Genomic DNA, 20,786 nt, shown 5'->3' with positions numbered 1-20,786 from the left:
CACCGGCTTTGCAGCTGAGTTTTACTGTTGAGTGCTGCTGTTTAGTCTTGCTGCAAAGTCTTGCTGTCTAGCAGTGCCCGAGCGTAACCCGCGGTTGACCCGCCAGATCCGGCAATGTGCGCACCTCGGCAAAGCCGGCGGCGCGCAGCAACGCTGCCACCGCCTCGCCTTGATCGTAACCATGTTCCAGCAGCAACCAGCCGCCCGGTTCCAGATGCGCCGGCGCACCGGTGACTATGCTGCGAATATCGTCGAGACCGTCACTGCCAGATACCAGCGCCGAGCTGGGCTCAAACCGGACATCACCCTGGGCCAGATGCGGATCGCGATCCGCCACATAAGGCGGATTGCTGATGATGGCGTGATAGCGTCGACCAGCAACCGGCGCAAACCATGAGCCGTATTCAAAGTGAACGTTGTTGAGCTTCAGGCGACGGGCATTTTTTTCGGCGATGCGCAGCGCCGCAAAACTGGCATCGGTGGCTGTCAGCTGCCAGTGCGGCCGTTCCTTGGCCAGCGACAGCGCAATGACGCCGCTACCGGTGCCAAGATCCAAGACCTGTTGCGCGGCTCCTGCCGGCAACACCGCCAAGGTTTTCTCGACCAGCAATTCGGTTTCCGGACGCGGGATCAAGGTGTCGCTGGTGACCAGAAACGGTAACGACCAGAACTCGCGCTCACCGGTCAGATAAGCCACAGGTTCGCCAAGTTGGCGCTTGCGGATCAGCGCATCGTAAGCCTGCTGCTGCTCGCTGCTCAGATCTCGCTCGGGCCAGGTTCGCAGATAGGTGAGCGACTCGCCCAGCACATGACAGAGCAAAACTTCGGCATCACGCCGGGCACTGTCACTGACCGGCGCCAAAACAACGTCTGCTTGTTTCAATGCACCGGCGATTTGCATGTCAGCCTCCGGAGGCGAGTGCAGCAAGTTGATCCGCTTGATACTCATTAACGAGCGGATCGATCACCGGATCCAAATCGCCTTCGACAATATCGGTCAGCGAATACAGCGTCAGATTGACCCGGTGATCGGTCAGCCGGCCTTGCGGAAAGTTGTAGGTGCGAATGCGCTCGGAGCGGTCCCCGGTGCCGACTTGCAGCCGCCGCTCCTGCGCTTGGGCAGCGTGGGCTTTTTCCTGTTCGGCGGCCAGCAGTTTCGATGCCAGCAGCGACATGGCTTTGGCCCGATTCTTGTGCTGTGAACGTTCATCCTGACATTCGACCACGATGCCACTCGGCAGGTGAGTGATGCGAATTGCCGATTCGGTTTTGTTGACGTGCTGACCACCGGCGCCAGATGAACGATAGGTATCGACTTTCAGATCGGCCGGGTTGATGTCGATCTCACCGACTTCATCGGCCTCGGGCAGAATTGCCACCGTGGCGGCCGAGGTATGCACACGCCCCTGTGATTCGGTCGCCGGCACCCGCTGTACCCGGTGCGCCCCCGATTCGAATTTCAGTCGCGAATACACGCCCTGCCCCACGATGCGGGCAATCACTTCCTTGTAACCGCCGTGTTCACCGACCGACTCCGAAACAATTTCAATCTGCCAGCGATTGCGATCCGCGTATTTGCTGTACATGCGGAACAAGTCACCAGCGAAAATCGCTGCTTCATCACCGCCGGTGCCGGCGCGGATTTCCAGATAGACGTTGCGGGCGTCATTCGGATCGGTTGGCAGCAGCAGCTTCTGCAAGCTGAGCTCCAGCCGTTCCAGCTCAGCCTTGGCGCCCGGCAATTCCTCCCGCGCCAGCTCACGCATCTCGGTGTCACTGTCGGTCAGCATCTTTTCGGTGTCGGCCAACGCGGCCACCGCTTGCTGCCAGGCATTGAACTCGCTGACCACCGGCTCCAGCTGGGCATACTCTTTCGACAGTTCGCGAAATTTGTTGTTGTCACCGAGCACAGCCGGATCGGCCAGCAAAGCGGCGAGCTCCTGATGACGCTCAACCAAGGCCTGCAATTTACGTTCAACAGAATCTTTCATGGAGGGGTTCGTAGTTTCTTGGCTTAACTGTTTTGCAAAGGATCGGCTTTGCTGGTCGCATCCAGATCAAACAGGTGGCGCACGGCGTCCAGGCTGTGGCTGCGACCGGCAGCAGCATCGGCGCGCAGTTGTTCGCTCGGCGCATGCAGAAATTTGTTGCCGAGGCGATGGCCGAATTGCTTCAACACGTCAGCCGCATCCTCTCCGGCCGCCAGCCGTTGCAGCGCCCGCTGCAGCTCCTGATCCTGAATCTGTTGCCAGTTGTCGCGCAGATCCCGGATGGTGCCGGCGGCATCGCGCTCACGCTGCCAGGCCAGAAACTGTTCGACCTGCGTCGTGATGATGGCTTCCGCTTCCACCGCAGCATCCTGGCGCGCTTTCAGGTTTTCCTGCACGACTGTCGTCAAATCATCAACGGTGTACAAAAACACATCGTCCAGCGTGGCGACTTCCGGTTCGATGTCGCGCGGCACCGCCAGATCGACCATGAAAATCGGTTTGTGCTTGCGCTTCTTAATGGCACTTTCGACCAGACCTTTGCCGAGAATCGGCAACGGGCTGGCCGTTGAACTGATCACGATGTCGGCGCGTGGCAACACCGTTGCCAGCTCCGACAGCGGCACCGCGACGCCGCCGTAAACCGCTGCCAGTTCTTCGGCCCGCGCCAGTGTCCGGTTGGCGACGATCACCGAGGTCTTGCCCGGCTGCACCAGATGCTGGGCCGCCAGCTGCACGGTTTCACCGGCGCCGATGAACAGCACCGTGGTTTTCGACAAATCGGTAAAAATACGTTTGGCCAGTTGCACGGCGGCATAGGCAACACTGACCGCCGATTGACCAATGGCGGTATCGGTCCGCACTTGTTTGGCGACGGCAAAACTTTGCTGGAACAAACGCGAGAGTTGCTGGCCCAAGCTGCCGGCTGACTGGGCGGCGGCGAACGCGTCTTTCAATTGCCCGAGAATCTGCGGCTCACCGAGCACCATCGAATCGAGTCCGCTGGCGACCCGCATGACATGGCGGATTGCCTCGGCATCACGCTTGACGTACAGGCAACGCTGCAGGTCCTCGGCACTGATATGACGATGCTGCTGCAGCCACTGACTGACGGCGGCCGGCTCGATGTCGCCGGACAGATACAGCTCGACCCGGTTGCAGGTCGACAGGATCGCGGCTTCAGGCTGATTCGGCTGGGCACTGAGATCGCGCAGGGCATCGGCCATGATCTCGGGCGGAAAGGCCAGCCGATCACGGATCGCAACCGGTGCAGTGACATGATTGATTCCGATCGCAAAAACGCTCATTCGCTTGCGGTGACCCCCGGCTGGCGCGGCGCGCATTGTAGCATTGCGCAGCCGCCCCGGCGGCGGTTGATGGCGGTAGCGGCGACCGGTGTTGCTATCGGTGTTGCTTTGCTTGCTGCTTTGCCTGCTGCGCTGAGCATGGCTTTCGATTTTGCCTCGGCTTTTGCGCCAGGCTTTTTTTGGTCAAGCAGACCGCTGGCAAGATTGGCACGGTCTGCCGGATGGCAAACGTGTAGCGGGTTTGCCGATCAAGGCCGGCATTGCCGGCCTCGGTCTGGCTAACAGAGTTCGGTATAGTGACAACCCGGGCGTACGGCCCGGCCCAGGAAATAAGACATGCCTTCATTGCGTTGCAGCGGGCCAACAGGCCGGAATGAATTGTGGTCACCGGCGCGTGCCGGTTTTGTTCAGCGCCGGACGGCATTGCTGCTGACGCTGAGCCTGTTGGCGGCCGGCTGTCAAAGCCTGCCAACCGCTGCGCCTGCCGAGGCCGTGATCACAGAAGCCAAAGCGCCCGACGCGATGGCCGCCGAGCCAACGGCGAGTCCGGCCACCGAGGCCAACGCAACGGCCGGCTCCGGCGAAGCCAATGCCTACGATCAGTCGCAAACCTATTATCAGGTGCTGCTCGGTCAACTCGCCCAGCAACGCGGCGAAAACGGCGTCGCCCTGAACAATTTGCTGGCCGCCGCCGAAAGCAGCAACGACGTGACCCTGGCCCGGCAAGCCTTCAGCCTGGCGCTGAAACAGCGGGATACCGAGGCAACGCTGCGCGCCGCTACGCTGCTGGCCAAATTGGAAGCCAGCAATCCGGAAGCCCGGCTGGCACTGGCCTTGGCGCAACTGCAAAACCAGCAAAATGACGCCGCGCTGCAAACGCTGGAACAAGCGCTGGCGCTGGTCGGCGGCAATGAAAACGGCCAGCTGGCGCTGCTTGGCAAGTTCGCCCGCGCCGCCGGACCGGACAGTCTGTCGATGCTGGCTGAGCTGTCGCACCAGCACCCGAATCCGGAGTGGGTGTTGCTGGCGGCAGCAGTCCAGGCCCAGCATTTTGGCGACGGCCCCTACGCCATGGTGCTACTCGACAAAGCTATGGAGGTCGCCCCCGATTACCGGCGGGCGCTGCTGGTCAAAGCCGAGTTGTTGGCCAATCGCGATGGTGACGCCGCCATCGCCCTGCTGCAGGACAGTTTCAAACAACACCCGGACGACCGCGAACTGGCACTGGCACTGGGCCGGACGCTGTACGCGCAAGGCCAGTTTCCGGAAGCCGTCGCCGCGTTGACCCCGTTCGCCAAAAACAAATCCGACAAGGAAGCCGGCTACCTGTATGCGGTCAGCCTTTATATGGCGGGCGAGCTGAATGCTGCCCTGCCACGCCTGAAGCAGGCCGCGGAAGCCGGCGAGCAAACCGGACCGGCTGGCTGGCTGTGCGCCCAAGCCGCCGAACGACTGAAACAGGATCAGCAGGCCCTTGCCTGTTACGACCTGGTCAAGCCGACCGACAGCCAATACGCACCGGCCCAGCGCGCCAAAGCCGAACTGCTGAGCAAGGCCAAGCGCTACGACGAGGCGCTGGACGTGCTGACCGACGCCCGCATGAATCTCGACGGTCTCAGCACCGGCATGGCCGGCAACGCGGACACCGACAACCGCATCCGCCAGCAAGCCGGCTTGTTGGCCAGCCAGTTGCGGCTGTTGCAGCAGGCCGGCCGCAGCGCCGAAGCCAAAGCCCTGTTCCATGCCGAACCGGGCGCCTACCAGCAACAACTGGAGCCGGCGCTGCTGGCTGCGGGACTCGACCAGAAAAATCCGGCCGGCTTGTTGGCGGCGTATCGCGAACTGCGGCCTGAAGCGCCGGCCGCCCAACTGCAGTGGGCACTTACTGGCGCCGGCCTGCTCCAAGAAAAAGGCCTGATGCCGACCGCACTGGAGCTGCTCGATGGCGAACTGACCGAGCAAAAGGACAACACCGAGCTGCTGTACGCCGCAGCGCTGATTGCCGAACCACTCGGCCAACATGAGCGCTGCGAGGCCGATCTGCGCCGGGTATTGGCGCTCGACCCGAACCATATCGATGCATTGAACGCGCTCGGCTACACCCTCGCCGACCACAACCGTCAGCTCGATGAAGCACTGGATTTGATCCAGCGCGCCCAACGCTCCCGACCGACCAGCGCCGCCATCATGGACAGCCTCGGCTGGGTCCATTACCGCCGCGGCGATCTGAACGCCGCCCGAAACTGGCTTGGCCGTGCGTTCGCATTGGAGCCTGAGCCGGAAATCGCTGCCCATTACGGTGAAGTGCTGTGGCAGCTGGGCGACAAGAAAAAAGCCCGCCAGATCTGGCGGGACGCCGCCGAGCAGGCACCAGACAATCAGGCCTTGAAAGCCGTAATGGCAAGACTCAAGTGAGTAGCAAACACTTACTTTTCGCACCGATCGCCGGGCTCTTGCTGCTGGCAGGCTGTGCCGGCAAGACCGGGCCGACGAAAAGCCTGAGCGAGCAGGAGGCCGCAGTCAGCGCCCTGCAAAGCTGGCAGCTCGATGGCCGCATCGGCCTCAAGCGCGGCAACGAAGGCTTTTCAGCCGGCCTGGATTGGCACGAAGCCCCGGGCGATTTCCGCTTTGAACTGACCGGCCCGCTCGGCGAAACCCGGGCCCGGCTGACCGGCTCGGCAACCGAGGCCATTCTGGAATTGCCCGATCACGCGCCGATCGCCAGCACCGATATCGAGTCGCTGCTGCACGACAATTTTGGCTGGCAATTGCCGGTCAACCGGCTGCGCTGGTGGGTGCGCGGCTTGGCCGGGCCGGATGCCATCGTCCGCAGCCGCGATGCTGAAGGCCGGGTCAAGCAACTGACCGCCGATGGCTGGCAGGTCGATTACCTGGCCTGGCAGGAAGTGAACGGCCTCTGGCTGCCGAAACGATTGGAAGCCCGCAACGCCGAACTCAGCCTCAAGCTGGCCCTGTACGACTGGCAACTCTGAGCGGCCCCGCCGCCCCCTGACTTCCTCACAATCGACCATGCCCACGACCGAACTGAACCTGCTCTCGCCCGCCAAACTGAACCTGTTCCTGCATGTGACCGGCCGGCGCCCGGACGGCTATCACCTGCTCGAAACAGCGTTTCAGCTGCTCGATTATGGCGACGACATGGTGTTCCGCCGCCGCGATGATGGCGTCATCAGCCTCAGTCCGGCACTGCCCGGCGTCGCCACCGAAGACAATCTGGTGGCGCGGGCGGCGCGGGCGCTGCAAGCCGAAACCGGCTGCCGGCTCGGTGCCGGCATCCAGCTGCACAAGCGCATTGCCATGGGCGGCGGCCTCGGCGGCGGTTCATCCAATGCCGCAACTACCTTGCGGGCACTGAACCGGCTTTGGCGACTGGGTCTGAACGTTGAGACGCTGGCCCGAATTGGTCTGGCATTGGGTGCCGACGTACCGGTCTTTGTCCGCGCCGAAACCGCCTACGCCACCGGCATCGGCGAAGTGCTGACGGCACTGGATTTACCGCGGCAAACCTATGTCGTGCTGACCCCGGCGGTCGCCGTGCCAACCGCCGAGATTTTCCAGCACCCCGCGTTGACACGTGACCATCAGCCCTGCACAATACGCGCCCTCGCCGACCGGGGCTGGTTTGAACGAACCACAAACGATTGCGAACCCCTGGTTCGCACGCTGTATCCGGCGGTGAATACGCTCATCGAGCGACTGCAGAATTTGGCGCCAACGCGCATGACTGGCACCGGAAGTTCGGTGTTCGCGTTGGCCCGCGATGAAACCCACGCGCAGCAAATGTTGGACGCATGCGTCGATTTGGCGCCCGGTTTCATTGCCCATGGCGTACCACGCTCAGCGTTGTATGACTGTGTGTAAACAGTTTGTGTAGGGGTATCGCCAAGCGGTAAGGCAGCGGGTTTTGATCCCGCCATTCGGAGGTTCGAATCCTTCTACCCCTGCCATTATTCGTTGCAGTGGCAGCACAGCGGGTTTTGATCCCACCGCACAATTGGCGGCGGTTCCAAACCCTCTACTCCTGCCACTGATTTTGTAGAGACACTCAGTTCTCTGCTGCAAAACTCCGGCGCGTTTCGCGCCACGCCTGCCCTGTCGAGGTTCCGCATGTCAGACATGATGCTCTTCAGCGGCAATGCCTGCCCCGAGCTGGCACACGCCATCGCAGCCCGCCTCAACACCCAGGTTTCGCAAGCGACTGTCGGCAAGTTCTCCGACGGCGAAATCAATATCGAAATTCGTGAGCATGTCCGCGGCAAGGATGTCTTCATCATCCAGTCGACCTGCGCCCCGACCAACGACAACCTGATGGAACTGGTGATCATGGCCGACGCGCTGCGCCGGGCCAGCGCCGGTCGCATCACCGCAGTCGTCCCGTACTTCGGTTATGCCCGTCAGGATCGCCGGGTCCGCTCGGCCCGGGTCGCCATTTCGGCCAAGGTCGTCGCCGACATGATGTCGATCGTCGGCGTCAACCGCTTGCTGACGGTTGATCTGCACGCCGATCAGGTGCAGGGCTTCTTTGATATTCCGGTCGACAACGTCTACGCAACGCCGGTGCTGATTGACCATATCGCCAAGCAGCATTTCCCGAACCTGATGGTGGTATCACCGGACGTCGGTGGTGTGGTGCGGGCCCGCGCTGTGGCCAAACGGCTCGGTGATGTCGATTTGGCCATCATCGACAAGCGTCGGCCGCAGCCGAACGTCGCGGAAGTGATGCACATCATCGGCGAAGTCGAAGGCCGCAACTGCGTGATCATTGACGACATCGTCGACACCGCCGGCACCCTGAGTCTGGCTGCAAATGCGCTGAAAGCCGCAGGCGCCGCCACCGTGCATGCCTACTGCACGCATGCCGTGCTGTCGGGCCGCGCGGTCGAGAACGTTCGCAAATCCGGCCTCGACAAATTGATTGTGGCCGACACGATTCCGCTGCGCTCCGAGGCCAAAACCTGCGAGCAGATTGAGGCGCTGTCACTGGCGCCACTGCTGGCCGAAGCGATACGCCGGGTCAGCGAGGAAGAGTCGCTGTCGGAGATGTTTGTTTAACGAATTTTTGCAGGCGCGGCAGTTTTCCACTTCCGCGCCTGTGCTGTTTTTATGCGGTTGCAACAAGGCCGCATGAAAGTGCGTAACGTCTGGTCGCGGACGTTGCGCCAACCGGTCACACAATTCCGTGTCGCCGGATTTTTGGAGCATCAAAAATGGCAATTACGTTCGAACTCGACGCGCAAAAGCGTGACGACCAGGGGAAAGGTGCGAGCCGCCGCCTGCGTCATGCTGACTCAATCCCGGCCGTCATTTACGGCGCCGGCAAACCGGCCCAGTCGATCACCCTGAACCACAACAAGGTGATTCTGGCGCTGGAACACGAAGCGTTTTACTCGCACATCCTGACCATCAAAATCGACGGCGTTGCCGAGCAAGCGATTCTGAAGGCCGTGCAACGTCACCCGTACAAGCCGAAGGTTCAACACCTTGACTTCCTGCGCGTGAACGCCAACGAGAAGCTGCACACCAAGGTCGCCATTCACTTCGTCAACGAAGCGGGCTCACCGGGTGTCAAGGCTGGCGCGATGATTCACCACGACATGACTGAAGTGGACATCATCTGCTTGCCGAAAGATCTGCCGGAATTCATTTCGGTTGATCTGAGCACGCTGGCCGTTGGCCAAATCATCCACCTGGGTGATCTGAAGGCGCCGGCTGGCGTTACCTTCACCGCGCTGCAACACGGTGACAACAAGGCCGTGGTCTCCTGCCATGCCCGTAAGGGTGGCGCGGAAGAAGAAGCCGCTCCGGCCGAAGGCGAAGCGCCGAAGGCCTGATTGCCGCGGTAGAATGGCCGCTCGCCTCGCAGCGATCGGCCACTGCCACGCAATCTGCAGTACTGAAGGCCGTTCCCTGCGAACGGCCTTTTGTTTTTTTACGGCCTGTTGCCGATAACGTGCTGACCAACCAAGTTGAGCGGACAAGCAGACTGTGGCACTCAAACTGATTGTGGGGCTCGGCAATCCGGGCGCCCAATATGCGCAGACCCGGCACAACGCCGGTGAGTGGTATGTTCGCCGACTGGCCGACAAGCTGGGTGTGCGACTCAGTGTCGAACCAAAGTATTTCGGCGAAACGGCGAGCGCGGTTGTTGCCGGCGAGCAGGTGCGCTTGCTGATCCCGGCCACTTACATGAATCGCAGCGGGCAAGCAGTTGGCGCCATGGCCAATTTTTACCGCATCGCACCGCAGGAAATCCTGGTCGCCCACGACGAGCTGGATATTCCACCCGGCACGCTGAAGCTGAAAATTGGCGGCGGCCACGGCGGTCACAACGGCTTGAAAGATATCGTGCCGGCTTTGGGCAACAGCGCCGATTTCTACCGTTTGCGGATTGGCATTGGCCATCCCGGTGATCGGGAACAGGTGACGGGCTGGGTGCTGGGCAAAGCGCCACGCGCCGAGCAGGAGAAAATGGATGCTGCCATCGACGAAGCGCTTCGCGAAAGCGAACTGCTCATTCGCGGCGAATTTCAGAAAGCGCAGCAGAAGCTGCACAGTTTTGTCGGTTAAAACGTCAGTTGACCGAAGCGACTGCAGCGGTCTGATTGACTGACAGTATTGGCGCCCTCACCGCTTGCGGAAGAGGGTTGGCAAAGAGGGAGCGTGTCGCACGCCCTCATAGCGGAGTAATTGAGATGGGTTTCAACTGCGGTATCGTCGGTCTGCCTAACGTCGGCAAGTCCACTTTGTTCAATGCGCTGACCAATGCCGGCATCGCAGCCGCGAACTTTCCGTTCTGCACCATCGACCCGAACACCGGCATTGTGCCGATGCCGGATGCGCGGCTGAACGAGTTGGCCAAGATCGTCAATCCGCAAAAGACCGTGCCGACCTCGATGGAGTTTGTCGATATCGCCGGTCTGGTTGCCGGCGCCTCGAAAGGTGAAGGCCTCGGCAACAAGTTTCTGGCCAATATCCGTGAAACCGATGCGATTGCCCATGTAGTCCGCTGCTTTGATCACCCGGACATCATTCACGTTTCCGGCAGCGTTGACCCGGCCCGCGATATCGAAATCATCAACATGGAACTGGCGCTGGCGGATCTAGACACCGTCGACCGCGCCATCAAGCGCACCGAAAAAACCGCCAAGCACGGCGACAAGGAAGCCAAGGCCGAATACGACGTGCTGGTCAAAGCCAAGGCCGCACTCGATGAGGGCCAACCGGTCCGGACGCTGGAACTGGACGAAGCCGAATTGAAATTGCTGCGCGCACTCGGCCTGATGACAGCCAAGCCGACCATGTTCATCGCCAACGTGCTCGAAGACGGTTTTGAAAACAATCCGATGCTTGATACCGTGCGCGCCATCGCCGCCAAAGAAAGCGCCGAAGTAGTGCCGGTCTGCGCCGCCATCGAATCGGAACTGATCGCCCTTTCAGCAGAAGAGCAGCAGGAATTTCTGTCCGAACTCGGCCTGACCGAACCCGGTTTGAACCGCGTGATCCGCGCCGGTTACAAACTATTGAACCTGCAGACCTACTTCACTGCCGGAGTCAAGGAAGTGCGTGCCTGGACCGTACCGGTCGGTGCCACAGCGCCAAAAGCCGCCGCCGTCATTCACACCGATTTCGAGAAAGGCTTTATCCGCGCCGAAGTCATTTCCTATGACGACTTCATCAAATACAAAGGTGAAGCAGGCGCGAAAGAGGCCGGCAAATGGCGTTTGGAAGGCAAGGACTATGTCGTGCAGGATGGCGATGTCATGCATTTCCGCTTCAACGTCTAAGCCACGCTTCTGCGTCGCTGACGGTGGTTAATTCAGCCACCGTTCAGACAGCATGATCAGCGAAACCGGTCCACGTGACCGGTTTCGCATTTCTGTCAACCGATCATCGTCTCGTGCGTTTTCAATCGCGGCGCTGCGGATTACACTGCGGCGGCGTCACACCGAGCAATGCCGGCCATGGTGGCCCGCTCTTGCCAGCACAAGGAGATCTGATCGTGCGCATCGTGCGTAATCCCATTCTGATGCTTTTGACCATTGCTCTGACGGCGCTGTCGCAGCTCGCCGTCGCCTTTGATGCGGACCGCGGCAAGGATCACCCGCTGCTGTCACGTTATCCCGGATCAAAAATTCTCAAGCAAGTCGCGGTCGACTTTGATGAATACGAATTGGTGCTGAGCGCACCCACGCTTCAGGAAGCCTCGTTTGCCAGCGTGAAGAAGCAGACACTGGAAGGCAAGCTGACCAAAACGTCTTACGACATTCCGGCCAGCGCCAGTTTGCTGGCTGCTTATCGCAGCTACGAACAGGCGTTGACCAGCGCCGGCTTTCAAGTCCTGTTCCAGTGCAAGCATCTTGCCTGCGGCAGCACTTCATTCTGGAGCGACCGCGTGCTCTACACCGCCGGTAGCAAGGACCGGCAGTTTTACCTCGCCGCCAAGCGGGGTGATGAGCAAGCAGCGACGTATGTCGCGTTGCACATCTCCCAAAATGGTGAAGGCGGCTTTATCCACGCCCAGCTCGACATTCTGGAGCAACAGGCCATGGCCACTGGCCTGATTCAGGCCGATACCCGCACCACGGTCAGCAGCCTCGACAGCGCCCTGAAGGCGACCGGCAAGGCCTCGGTGTATGACTTGTATTTCGACACCGGTAAGGCCGAGCTGAAAGCGGATTCCAAACCAGCGTTGGACGCGATTGCCCAGATCCTGAAAACGCAAACCGGTTTGAAGCTGTATGTAGTCGGCCATACCGATACAGTCGGGGCCCTTGCGCAAAACAGCGAGCTGTCACAAAAGCGCGCCAACACCGTGGTCGACGCACTGGTCAAGCAATATGGCATTGCCAAGGATCGGCTCAGCGCGCACGGCGTCGGGCCCTTGGCGCCTGTTGCCAGCAATGCCGATGAAGCTGGCCGCAGCCGCAACCGCCGTGTCGAACTGGTTCGCGCGCCGTAAATTGCTCTTTTTCTTGAAAACAAAAAGGCGGCCAGTGGCCGCCTTTTTGTTTTTCTGCACAGAAGAAGCATATTTCAGCAAACGCGAGTTGCCGCAAAGGACAATCGTGCTCCGCGTTATCTAGCGAAGATCAAAGCGATCCAGATTCATGACTTTGGTCCAGGCTGCAGCAAAATCCTTGACGAACTTTGCCTTGTTGTCATCGCTGGCATAAACCTCGGCCAAGGCGCGCAGCTCGGAGTTGGAGCCAAACACCAGATCGACGCGTGTTCCCGTCCACTTGAGCTTGCCGCTCGCCCGCTCATGGCCCTCATAGATTCCCGCGACAGCGGAAGGCTTCCACTCGATGTTCATGTCGAGCAAATTGACGAAGAAATCATTGCTCAGCGTTTCCGGCGTCGCGGTCAGGATGCCGTGCTTCGCCTGCCCGACCGTGACGTTCAGCGCCCGCATGCCGCCAATCAGCACCGTCATTTCCGGTGCCGTCAGCGTCAGCAACTGCGCCCGATCCAGCAGCAGCTCTTCCGCCGGGGCATTGAGGCCGGGACGCTGGTAATTGCGGAAGCCATCGGCAACCGGTTCCAGCACCGCAAACGATTCAACATCGGTTTGCGCTTGCGAGGCATCGGTACGGCCGGCAGCAAAGGGCAAGCTGAGATCGTGACCGGCTTTTTTGGCCGCCGCTTCCACAGCCGCATCACCCGCCAGCACGATCAAATCAGCCAGTGACACTTTTTTGTTGCCCGTTTGGCTACGATTGTATTCGGCCTGAATCGCTTCAAGCGTCTTCAACACTTTCGCCAACTCGGCCGGCTGATTGACTGGCCAGTCCTTCTGCGGCGCCAGCCGGATGCGAGCGCCGTTAGCACCACCGCGCTTGTCGGAGCCGCGGAAGCTGGCGGCGGATGACCAAGCCGTGCTGACCAATTGCGCAATCGACAAACCGGACGCCAACACCTTGGCCTTCAACGCCGCAATGTCCTGCGTCGTGATCAACTCGTGATCCCGCGCTGGCAGCGGATCCTGCCAAAGCAGTTCTTCGGCCGGCACATCCGGGCCGAGATAGCGTGCTCGCGGTCCCATGTCGCGATGCGTCAGCTTGAACCAGGCACGAGCAAAAGCGTCAGCAAATTCCGCCGGATTTTTGTGAAAACGGCGGGCAATTTTTTCAAAGGCCGGATCAAAGCGCAGGGACAAATCGGCGGTGGTCATCATCGGTCGATGCTTTTTCGACGGATCATGCGCGTCCGGGATGAGGTGTTCCGGTTTTACGTCTTTGGCGAGCCATTGATGCGCGCCGGCCGGGCTCTTGACCAGTTCCCACTCGTAACCAAACAGCATGTCGAAGTAACCGTTGTCCCAGCGGGTCGGGTTTGGCTTCCACGCACCTTCGATGCCGCTGGTGGTGGTATGCACACCTTTGCCGCTACCGAATGCATTTTTCCAGCCCAGCCCCATCTCTTCGATAGCCGCGCCTTCCGGTTCGCGACCAACCAAAGCCGGATCGCCGGCGCCATGCGCTTTGCCGAAGGTGTGACCGCCGGCAACCAGGGCAACCGTTTCTTCGTCGTTCATTGCCATGCGCGCAAACGTTTCGCGGACGTCACGACCGGACGCGACCGGATCCGGGTTGCCATTCGGGCCTTCCGGGTTGACGTAGATAAGTCCCATCTGCACGGCCGCCAGCGGATTCTCGAGTTGGCGATCACCGCTGTAGCGTTGATCACCGAGCCAGCTGTTTTCACTGCCCCAGTAGATGTCTTCTTCCGGTTCCCAGATATCGGCACGACCACCGGCAAAACCGAAGGTCTTGAAGCCCATCGATTCCAGCGCGCAATTGCCGGCAAGGATCATCAGATCTGCCCAGGAAATCTTGTTGCCGTATTTCTTCTTGATCGGCCACAGCAGCCGGCGCGCCTTGTCGAGGTTGCCGTTGTCCGGCCAACTGTTGAGCGGCGCAAAACGTTGATTGCCGGCGCCACCGCCACCACGGCCGTCAGCGATGCGATAGGTGCCGGCGCTGTGCCAAGCCATGCGAATGAACAGTCCGCCATAGTGGCCCCAATCGGCCGGCCACCAGGCTTGCGAATCGGTCATCAGCGCATGCAGATCGCGCTTCAGCGCGGCGAGATCGAGTTTCTTGAATTCGCTGGCGTAATCAAACTGCTCACCCATCGGATTCGATTTGTTCGAATGCTGGTGCAGGATTTTGAGATTCAGTTGGTTCGGCCACCAGCGGGCATTTGCCGACGCCCCGGCTGCGGCAGTGGCTCGGGCCGCGCCCGAGAAAGGGCATTTTGCTTCATTCGACATGGTGTTCTCCTGGGCAGGTTTCGCAGTCAACGTTGCTTGGCGGACACACTCCACCAACGCATTGTCACCGCAAGCATGGGATCAATTGACGACTCAATGCGGCTGGAAGCAGGGTACGACGACGGGTCACCACCGGACAGTCAATGCTTTCGATGATTAGGATAGGCAACGCCGATGAAAGCGCCAGCGGGTCATCGGGGCATCGTGTTCAGCACAAAAGCAAACGGGGAGCAACGCTCCCCGTTTTGCTGAACTGCACGCGTCAACTAGCGACGCTTACGGCGCAAGCCGAGCATGGCCACAACCGCCAAGCCCAACACTTCGAGCGAACCACCGCCACCGCCGCCACCGCTCCCACCACCGCCATTTGAGGTCGGTGCGGTCACATTGACCTGCACGGTCTTTATATCGGACGCGCCGTTGCCATCGTCAACCCGAACAGTAAATGTAAGGGTGTCAGCGGCACTAGGAGCCATAAAGCTCGCTTGAGCACTGGCTGCCCCGCTCAGAGTGATTGTCCCACCACTGGTTTTCTCCCAAAGATAGGTAAGACTGTCTGCATCCGGGTCACTGCTGGTTGACGCATTAAGGCTAACACTGGCGCCAGTCGAGACATTGATGGTGGCTTGGCTGACACGAGCTATTGGAGGCCGATTGCCTGTTGGAGCAAGAATGTTTACTTGCTCGAACTTTGACTGAAACACTCCAGCATGCGGACCGGCAGGGAATAAAGCCTCTGCGGCGGCAACGGTAGCCGTTGCCATATCCGTCATGGTCAGGTTGGCGCCAAGACCAAATTGGGCCTCCAAAATAATCTGATCCACCTCATCGCGTGGCACGCCTTGGCGCATCAACTCCACCAATGATTGAAACAGCGGAGTGGACCACAACTCATCGCCCAGCACGCTACCGACCTGCTCATGCGCACCATACGTGATGGCCGGACTGAATTGATATTGCGTCATATCCATGCGCCGCCCGTCCCAGCAGCCAGGCCCATCCCATGTGTAAACTTGGTTGGGGTCGAAAACTTGACCATTGGTCGTGCTGTAACTGTATGAGCCCGCCCAATAATCACCAAAGCCTTCGCCCATCGCGCCAGTATCGCCGCCATCCCAGTTATTGTTGATGTCGTAATTAATCGCATGGCCATATTCATGCAGGATCACATCGGCATCTTCATTGTCGTCAACACAGCCGTGTCCGAACTCCAGATAGTCGCCACCACCCCCGTAGACATACTGAGAGTTATCATCGCCATTTAGGCCATTAGTATCGACATCCATCGCCCGCTCAAGCACCGCAGTGCCGCCAGTAAAGCCCATTGCTTGAATGTAACGCTGGCTCTGATCAAGATGGTAATAAGTGTTCACGTCATTAAATGCATTATTGCCGCGCTTGTTCGTCCAATTGCCATCGGCGTCAGTACTCGGCGCTGATACCGGATTCGCAATTTCGACAATACGAACCCAAGGCCCATTTAAACGAAAAACACCGCCACTGAATTCGATGTCGTTCAAGTTCTTGGTTAAATAGGCTGAGTCGGGAACGGTTGAAGTATTCGTCAGCGCATAACTCTTTTGTGTGGTCCGCGGGTCTGGATCAAAAACTAGAGCGGTACCATTGACCTTTAGAGCATTAACAGCAGGCTGCTTGGCTTCCTGTTTTGCCTGCCACATCGAGATCGATTCCCGCAACGGACGATGAGCGGGGTTGGCGGCTGCGGCAGGCCAAAGCGAGCCGTACTCCGGAGGATTCGCCGCTGTCTTGCGTGGCAAATCAATGCGAACCGCTCTCAGCACCTCACCTGAGCTGGCATCAACGAAATGCTCCCACGCACCGCGCGGTTGGTCGGCAGAAATTTGTGTTCGATAAGCCAGCACCAGCTTGTCAGCAACATTGACGTAATAGAGCTCGGCGCTTGGCTTGAAGCGCAGGCTGCCACTGCCTTGCATATAGTCCCACGCAGTTTCCAGCGCTTGCTCCGCCAGCAGCGCTGGTTTAGCTGATTTGTTAATAACACCAGCGCTCGGATAAGTATTGTTGTACGAGCGAATGACGCGGCCATCTTTCTTGCCGATCGACACAATCGCTTCGCCGTGCAGCACCGGCACGCCATTGAGTACTTGTTGGAAGTAATAGTGCGTCGCGGTCAGGCTCTGCCGGGTTTTGGTCAGCTGCAGATTGGCCAGATTTTTGGCCAAGCCAAATTGCTCGGCGTGCTGGCTCAGAAAATCGCGCGCCAGCGCTTCATCACGCAAACCGACTTTGCTGTTCGCCTGAGTCGGTGCCAGCACCATCTTGACGGTGTGCCGGTAATCATTGTGGTAACGCAATTGCTCGGCCGCATTGGCGGCCAGTGGCAGGCTTGCTGCCAGCATGGCGATGAACAGAGGTTTGATACGCATACGACGCGACAAAATGCGGTGCTTCATGAGTCGACTCCCAACTCGTTAAATCATCAATGGCTGGCGCAACAGACATGTCACGCCCTGATCCTGCAGGTGATGAAAAAGCGTTTAGCGGTTGATACCGAGCAGCTGATTGACGGCATCGCGGTCAGCCAGCTGGTAAATGGTGCCGTAGGGTTCACTGGCCAGCACGGCGTAACCGTCGCTGGAGTAAAGCCAGGTGTTAGGGCTGCCGGCGCCAAGTTCGACCCGGTAATCAAACTCCGGGCGGCGTTTCAGCACCACCTGCCGCTTTTCGGCCCAGGCCTTGTTGAGGCTGGTGATGGCGTTGCCGTCAGCCACTACCTGGCGCAGCTCATTGCTGGCGGACAACACCCGCACCGAATCGGTGCTTGCCATGTTGTGGGTACACGCCGCCGTGGCCAGCGCGCTCAGAACCGCCGATAAAAAGATCCGTTTCAAGGGTCCACACTCCTGCATTATGTATCTGAATGTACAGAACTTTTCGGTATTTTCCGGGGCCGTTCCGCAGCGCTGAACACCTTGCCGGATTCGGCCATACGGTGCAACCCGGATGCGCAATAGTGCCCAGCATAGTCCTTTGCCCGGGCCTGCACCTGCCGCGCCATCAGCGCTATCGAAAGGTCGAACCCGTCAACCGCCCGATTGACAGCCTGCCCCAGACACCCCCATATTCCTGTCTGTTTAGCATAATCAACACTCAGTCCAATATCTTTGACGGCCAGCACAGGGTCTCTGCCCGCTGGTGCGTTTCAGGAGCGCGTCGTGACCCAGCTTGCCGCGGCCTTGGGCACCATCAGCCCCAAGGCCATTGCCGCCCTGCATCAACAGGAAGCCGAGGCCTTTCTTGCCCGCCGGCCGCAAAGCTGCGCGCTGTTCGAGCAGGCCCAAGCCCACCTGCCCGGCGGCGTGCCCATGCACTGGATGCGTGACTGGGGCACCCCGGTGCCGCTGGTGATTGATAGTGCCCGCGGCATCACCCTGACCGATATCGATGGCAACCACTACCGCGACTTCTGCCTCGGCGATACCGGTGCCATGTTTGGCCACTCGCCGGCACCGGTGCAGCGCGTGCTGCGCGATCACGCTGGCGACGGCCTGACCGCGATGCTGCCCGGCGCCGATGCAGCCGTTGTTGCCGCCCATCTGGCCGAACGTTTCGGGCTGCCGTACTGGCAAGTCACCGCTACCGCCACTGACGCCAACCGGGCGCTGCTGCGCTGGGCGCGCGCTATCGCCACGCTGACGGATGCCAAGAAAGACAAAGTGCTGGTTTTCAACGGCTGCTATCACGGCACCGTCGAAGAAACGATGGTGCAATTGCACGACGGTCGCACCGTCAATCGGCCCGGTTTGATCGGCCAGATTTTCAATCTGAGTGACAGCACGGTTGCCATTGAATTCAATGATCGCGCGGCGTTGTCAGCCGCCCTGGCGCGCGGCGATATCGTCGTGTTGCTGGCCGAGCCGGTGATGACCAATTGCGGCATGGTCTTGCCGGATGAGGGCTACTGGGCCTTTGCCCAAGCCGAGTGCAAAAAATACGGCGTGCTGCTCGCCATCGATGAAACCCATTGCATTTCCAGCGGCTGGGCCGGTTACACCGGCACCCACCAACTGCAGCCGGACTTTCTGGTGCTTGGCAAACCGATTGCCGGCGGCCTGTGCGCAGCGGTGTACGGTTTCACCGCCGAGGTGTTCGCGGCGATGAATCGCGTGCGCGATCAGCGTGAGCCGGGCCACAGCGGCATGGGCACCACACTCGCCGCCAATCTGCTGACGCTGCGCGCCATGCGCGCGATGCTCAGCGACGTCATGAGCCACGAGGCGTATGCGCACATGCTGCCGCTGGCGGAATATCTGGCCGATGGCTTGCGCGCACTTTTCGGCCGGCACCAACTGCCGTGGTCGATTGCACAAGTTGGTGCCCGCTGTGAATGGATTTTTGCCCCGACCGTACCGCGCACCGGTGCCGAAGCCCTAGCCCGCGAAGACGATCACGACCTGGGCGCTGCGCTGCATCTGGCACTGCTCAATCGCGGCGTACTGGTCACGCCTTTTCATCACATGTGCCTGGTTTCACCGCAAACCCAGCGCGCCGATATCGATGCCCTGCTGAACGCGCTCGACGACTGCCTGCTGCTGCTCAAGCACCTGTCGCAACCTGCCGGCTGATCGCCGTTTCTTTCTGTGGGAGCGGCTTTAGCCGCGATTGCTCGGCTCACGCTCAATCGCGGCTAAAGCCGCTCCCACCACAACCCTTAGCCAAGAAGAACGAAAATAACGATCAACGGAGTCCACACCATGAACATGCAAAGCGCTCAGCCGCTGCTCACCGAACTGCAAGACTTTCGCCGCCGCTATCCGCTTGTCGATCATTTCTACGCGCTGATCAGCGACAACAACGGCGTGCTGCGCGGCAAGCGCCTGACGCTGGCCGAGCTGGAAGAATTTTTCCAACACGGCCGAGGTGTCGCCAGCTCGATACTGTGGCTCGACGTCACCGGCAAAGACATCGCCCACTACGATCTGGTCTGGCAGGACGGCGATTCCGATCGCTGGTGCCAAGCGGTGCCCGGCACACTGACCCCGGCACCGTGGCTCGGTGAGCGTTATGGCCAAGTGCTGTTCACCATGTCCGAACCCGACGGCACACCGACGCCACAAGATCCGCGACAAGTGCTGGCCGGCGTGCTGCAGCATTTCCAAAAGATGGGCTTGCGGCCGGTGGTGGCCGCCGAGCTGGAGTTTTATCTGGTGGAGCGCGAGCGCACCGCCGATGGCCACATCCAGCCGCCAAAGAATCCGCGCACCGGTGAACGGCCAACCCTGATCCGCGGTTACGAAGCCAATGAACTCGATGATTTCGCGACCTTCCTGACCGAGGTGCACGACACCGCAGTCAGCATGGGCATTCCGGCCGAAACCGTGATTTCGGAATATGGCCCGAGCCAATTCGAGATTGTGCTGCACCATCAGGACGATGCCCTGCGGGCGATGGATCAGGCGGTGCTGTTCAAGCGCGTGGTCAAAGGCGTCGCGCTCAAACACGGTTACATCGCCACCTTCATGGCCAAGCCGTATGCGCAGGAGTCCGGCAGCGGCCTGCATGTGCACATGAGCGTCATTGACCAAGCCGGCCACAATGTCTTTGCCGATCCGTCACCAGCCGGTTCGCCGCAGCTGCACCATGCCATCGGCGGCCTGCAGAAACATCTGGCCGACAGCATGTTGCTGTTCGGACCGCATGCCAACAGTTACCGCCGATTGCGGCCCGGCTGCTACGCGCCCATCAACACCGCCTGGGGCATCAACAACCGCACTGTCAGCCTGCGGGTGCCCGCCAGCGGCCCGGCCGCGCGCCGGCTGGAACACCGGGTCGCCGGTGCCGACGCCAACCCCTATCTGGTGCTTGCCGGCATCCTCGCCGCCGCCCACGACGGCTTGGTCAAGCAGCTCGACCCCGGCGCCCCGGCCGTCGGCGACGCTGGCAAGCTCGCCGCTGGCGGTCAGGGCAGCAAGGCCCTGCCCAGAAACTGGCAGCAGGCCATCGACGCCTTTGCCAGTTCCGACTTCATTCGCCAGTACTTCCCGGCCGGCTTCATCGACACCTATGTCGCCACCAAACAAGCCGAACTGGCCGAGTTTTATGGCGAAGTCAGCCCGCTGGACTACGACTGGTACCTGCGCACGGTCTGATCGGCGGCATATTTTGACGCCGGGCGCGCATTCGACCTTGACAGTCACCGGCCCATTTTTGACAATA

General features: G+C 60.2%; 16 protein-coding genes and 1 tRNA gene. 11 read left to right on the top strand and 6 right to left on the bottom strand.

What is annotated here, in order from left to right; genetic code table 11:
- Positions 1-67: 67 nt before the first annotated feature.
- From prmC to hemA, 3 genes are read right to left on the bottom strand one after another with little or no spacing between them, the layout of a single operon-like run.
- Entirely contained in the window at positions 68-901 is an 834-nt protein-coding gene (gene prmC / locus HPT27_RS07925) for a peptide chain release factor N(5)-glutamine methyltransferase (protein ID WP_172241406.1), read from the bottom strand.
- Between the two features lies 1 nt (position 902).
- A complete protein-coding gene (gene prfA, locus HPT27_RS07920) occupies positions 903-1,991 on the bottom strand; it encodes a peptide chain release factor 1 (RefSeq protein WP_172241403.1) in 1,089 nt (362 codons plus the stop codon).
- 23 nt (positions 1,992-2,014) lie between these two features.
- Complete coding sequence (gene hemA, locus HPT27_RS07915; protein ID WP_172241400.1) at positions 2,015-3,295, bottom strand: glutamyl-tRNA reductase; 1,281 nt, start codon at positions 3,293-3,295, stop codon at positions 2,015-2,017.
- A gap of 336 nt (positions 3,296-3,631) precedes the next feature.
- Here hemA and HPT27_RS07910 point away from each other — a divergent pair, with 336 nt between their 5' ends.
- From HPT27_RS07910 to HPT27_RS07870, 9 genes are all read left to right on the top strand, one after another.
- The gene (locus tag HPT27_RS07910) at positions 3,632-5,710 is read left to right on the top strand and encodes a tetratricopeptide repeat protein (protein WP_172241397.1); all 2,079 of its coding nucleotides are present in this window, start codon (positions 3,632-3,634) and stop codon (positions 5,708-5,710) included.
- Positions 5,707-6,288 carry a lipoprotein insertase outer membrane protein LolB gene (lolB, locus tag HPT27_RS07905; protein WP_172241394.1) on the top strand — a complete coding sequence of 194 codons (582 nt, stop codon included), beginning with the start codon at positions 5,707-5,709 and terminating at the stop codon, positions 6,286-6,288. The genes HPT27_RS07910 and lolB overlap by 4 nt, the downstream gene beginning before the upstream one ends.
- A 37-nt stretch (positions 6,289-6,325) precedes the next feature.
- Positions 6,326-7,177 (top strand): 4-(cytidine 5'-diphospho)-2-C-methyl-D-erythritol kinase, encoded by an 852-nt coding sequence (ispE, locus tag HPT27_RS07900; RefSeq protein ID WP_172241391.1) that lies wholly within the window; start codon positions 6,326-6,328, stop codon positions 7,175-7,177.
- 11 nt (positions 7,178-7,188) lie between these two features.
- A tRNA-Gln gene (locus tag HPT27_RS07895) sits at positions 7,189-7,263 on the top strand.
- 160 nt (positions 7,264-7,423) lie between these two features.
- Complete coding sequence (locus tag HPT27_RS07890) at positions 7,424-8,368, top strand: ribose-phosphate pyrophosphokinase (protein WP_172241388.1); 945 nt, start codon at positions 7,424-7,426, stop codon at positions 8,366-8,368.
- Between the two features lie 155 nt (positions 8,369-8,523).
- Positions 8,524-9,147: a 50S ribosomal protein L25/general stress protein Ctc gene (locus HPT27_RS07885; protein ID WP_172241385.1), complete on the top strand. Its 624-nt coding sequence runs from the start codon at positions 8,524-8,526 to the stop codon at positions 9,145-9,147.
- Between the two features lie 154 nt (positions 9,148-9,301).
- A complete protein-coding gene (pth, locus tag HPT27_RS07880; protein ID WP_172241381.1) occupies positions 9,302-9,883 on the top strand; it encodes an aminoacyl-tRNA hydrolase in 582 nt (193 codons plus the stop codon).
- A gap of 125 nt (positions 9,884-10,008) precedes the next feature.
- The gene (gene ychF, locus HPT27_RS07875) at positions 10,009-11,100 is read left to right on the top strand and encodes a redox-regulated ATPase YchF (protein ID WP_172241378.1); all 1,092 of its coding nucleotides are present in this window, start codon (positions 10,009-10,011) and stop codon (positions 11,098-11,100) included.
- A 215-nt stretch (positions 11,101-11,315) separates the two neighbouring features.
- Entirely contained in the window at positions 11,316-12,275 is a 960-nt protein-coding gene (locus HPT27_RS07870; RefSeq protein WP_172241375.1) for an OmpA family protein, read from the top strand.
- Between the two features lie 120 nt (positions 12,276-12,395).
- Here HPT27_RS07870 and katG read toward each other — a convergent pair whose 3' ends face one another.
- From katG to HPT27_RS07855, 3 genes are all read right to left on the bottom strand, one after another.
- A complete protein-coding gene (gene katG / locus HPT27_RS07865) occupies positions 12,396-14,588 on the bottom strand; it encodes a catalase/peroxidase HPI (protein ID WP_172241372.1) in 2,193 nt (730 codons plus the stop codon).
- A gap of 266 nt (positions 14,589-14,854) precedes the next feature.
- The gene (locus HPT27_RS07860; RefSeq protein ID WP_172241369.1) at positions 14,855-17,023 is read right to left on the bottom strand and encodes a PKD domain-containing protein; all 2,169 of its coding nucleotides are present in this window, start codon (positions 17,021-17,023) and stop codon (positions 14,855-14,857) included.
- A gap of 84 nt (positions 17,024-17,107) precedes the next feature.
- Positions 17,108-17,461, bottom strand: coding sequence for a hypothetical protein (locus HPT27_RS07855; protein WP_172241366.1), 354 nt, complete (start codon positions 17,459-17,461; stop codon positions 17,108-17,110).
- A gap of 324 nt (positions 17,462-17,785) precedes the next feature.
- Here HPT27_RS07855 and HPT27_RS07850 point away from each other — a divergent pair, with 324 nt between their 5' ends.
- Together HPT27_RS07850 and HPT27_RS07845 are read left to right on the top strand one after the other, a co-directional pair.
- Positions 17,786-19,195: a transaminase gene (locus tag HPT27_RS07850; protein ID WP_328820491.1), complete on the top strand. Its 1,410-nt coding sequence runs from the start codon at positions 17,786-17,788 to the stop codon at positions 19,193-19,195.
- Positions 19,196-19,324: 129 nt separating this feature from the next.
- Positions 19,325-20,719 (top strand): glutamine synthetase family protein, encoded by a 1,395-nt coding sequence (locus HPT27_RS07845; RefSeq protein ID WP_172241363.1) that lies wholly within the window; start codon positions 19,325-19,327, stop codon positions 20,717-20,719.
- Positions 20,720-20,786: the final 67 nt, after the last annotated feature.

It is taken from the genome of Permianibacter fluminis, from assembly GCF_013179735.1.
Taxonomy (GTDB): domain Bacteria; phylum Pseudomonadota; class Gammaproteobacteria; order Enterobacterales; family Permianibacteraceae; genus Permianibacter; species Permianibacter fluminis.
Note: the sequence above shows the minus strand (reverse complement) of the source record. Positions and strands in the feature narration are given on the sequence as shown.

Excerpts from the sequence above, each read along its gene's own strand:
- prmC (WP_172241406.1), bottom strand. The coding sequence starts at position 901 with ATGCAAATCGCCGGTGCATTGAAACAAGCAGACGTTGTTTTGGCGCCG.
- prfA (WP_172241403.1), bottom strand. The coding sequence starts at position 1,991 with ATGAAAGATTCTGTTGAACGTAAATTGCAGGCCTTGGTTGAGCGTCAT.
- hemA (WP_172241400.1), bottom strand. The coding sequence starts at position 3,295 with ATGAGCGTTTTTGCGATCGGAATCAATCATGTCACTGCACCGGTTGCG.
- HPT27_RS07910 (WP_172241397.1), top strand. The coding sequence starts at position 3,632 with ATGCCTTCATTGCGTTGCAGCGGGCCAACAGGCCGGAATGAATTGTGG.
- ispE (WP_172241391.1), top strand. The coding sequence starts at position 6,326 with ATGCCCACGACCGAACTGAACCTGCTCTCGCCCGCCAAACTGAACCTG.
- HPT27_RS07890 (WP_172241388.1), top strand. The coding sequence starts at position 7,424 with ATGTCAGACATGATGCTCTTCAGCGGCAATGCCTGCCCCGAGCTGGCA.
- HPT27_RS07885 (WP_172241385.1), top strand. The coding sequence starts at position 8,524 with ATGGCAATTACGTTCGAACTCGACGCGCAAAAGCGTGACGACCAGGGG.
- ychF (WP_172241378.1), top strand. The coding sequence starts at position 10,009 with ATGGGTTTCAACTGCGGTATCGTCGGTCTGCCTAACGTCGGCAAGTCC.
- katG (WP_172241372.1), bottom strand. The coding sequence starts at position 14,588 with ATGTCGAATGAAGCAAAATGCCCTTTCTCGGGCGCGGCCCGAGCCACT.
- HPT27_RS07860 (WP_172241369.1), bottom strand. The coding sequence starts at position 17,023 with ATGAAGCACCGCATTTTGTCGCGTCGTATGCGTATCAAACCTCTGTTC.
- HPT27_RS07845 (WP_172241363.1), top strand. The coding sequence starts at position 19,325 with ATGAACATGCAAAGCGCTCAGCCGCTGCTCACCGAACTGCAAGACTTT.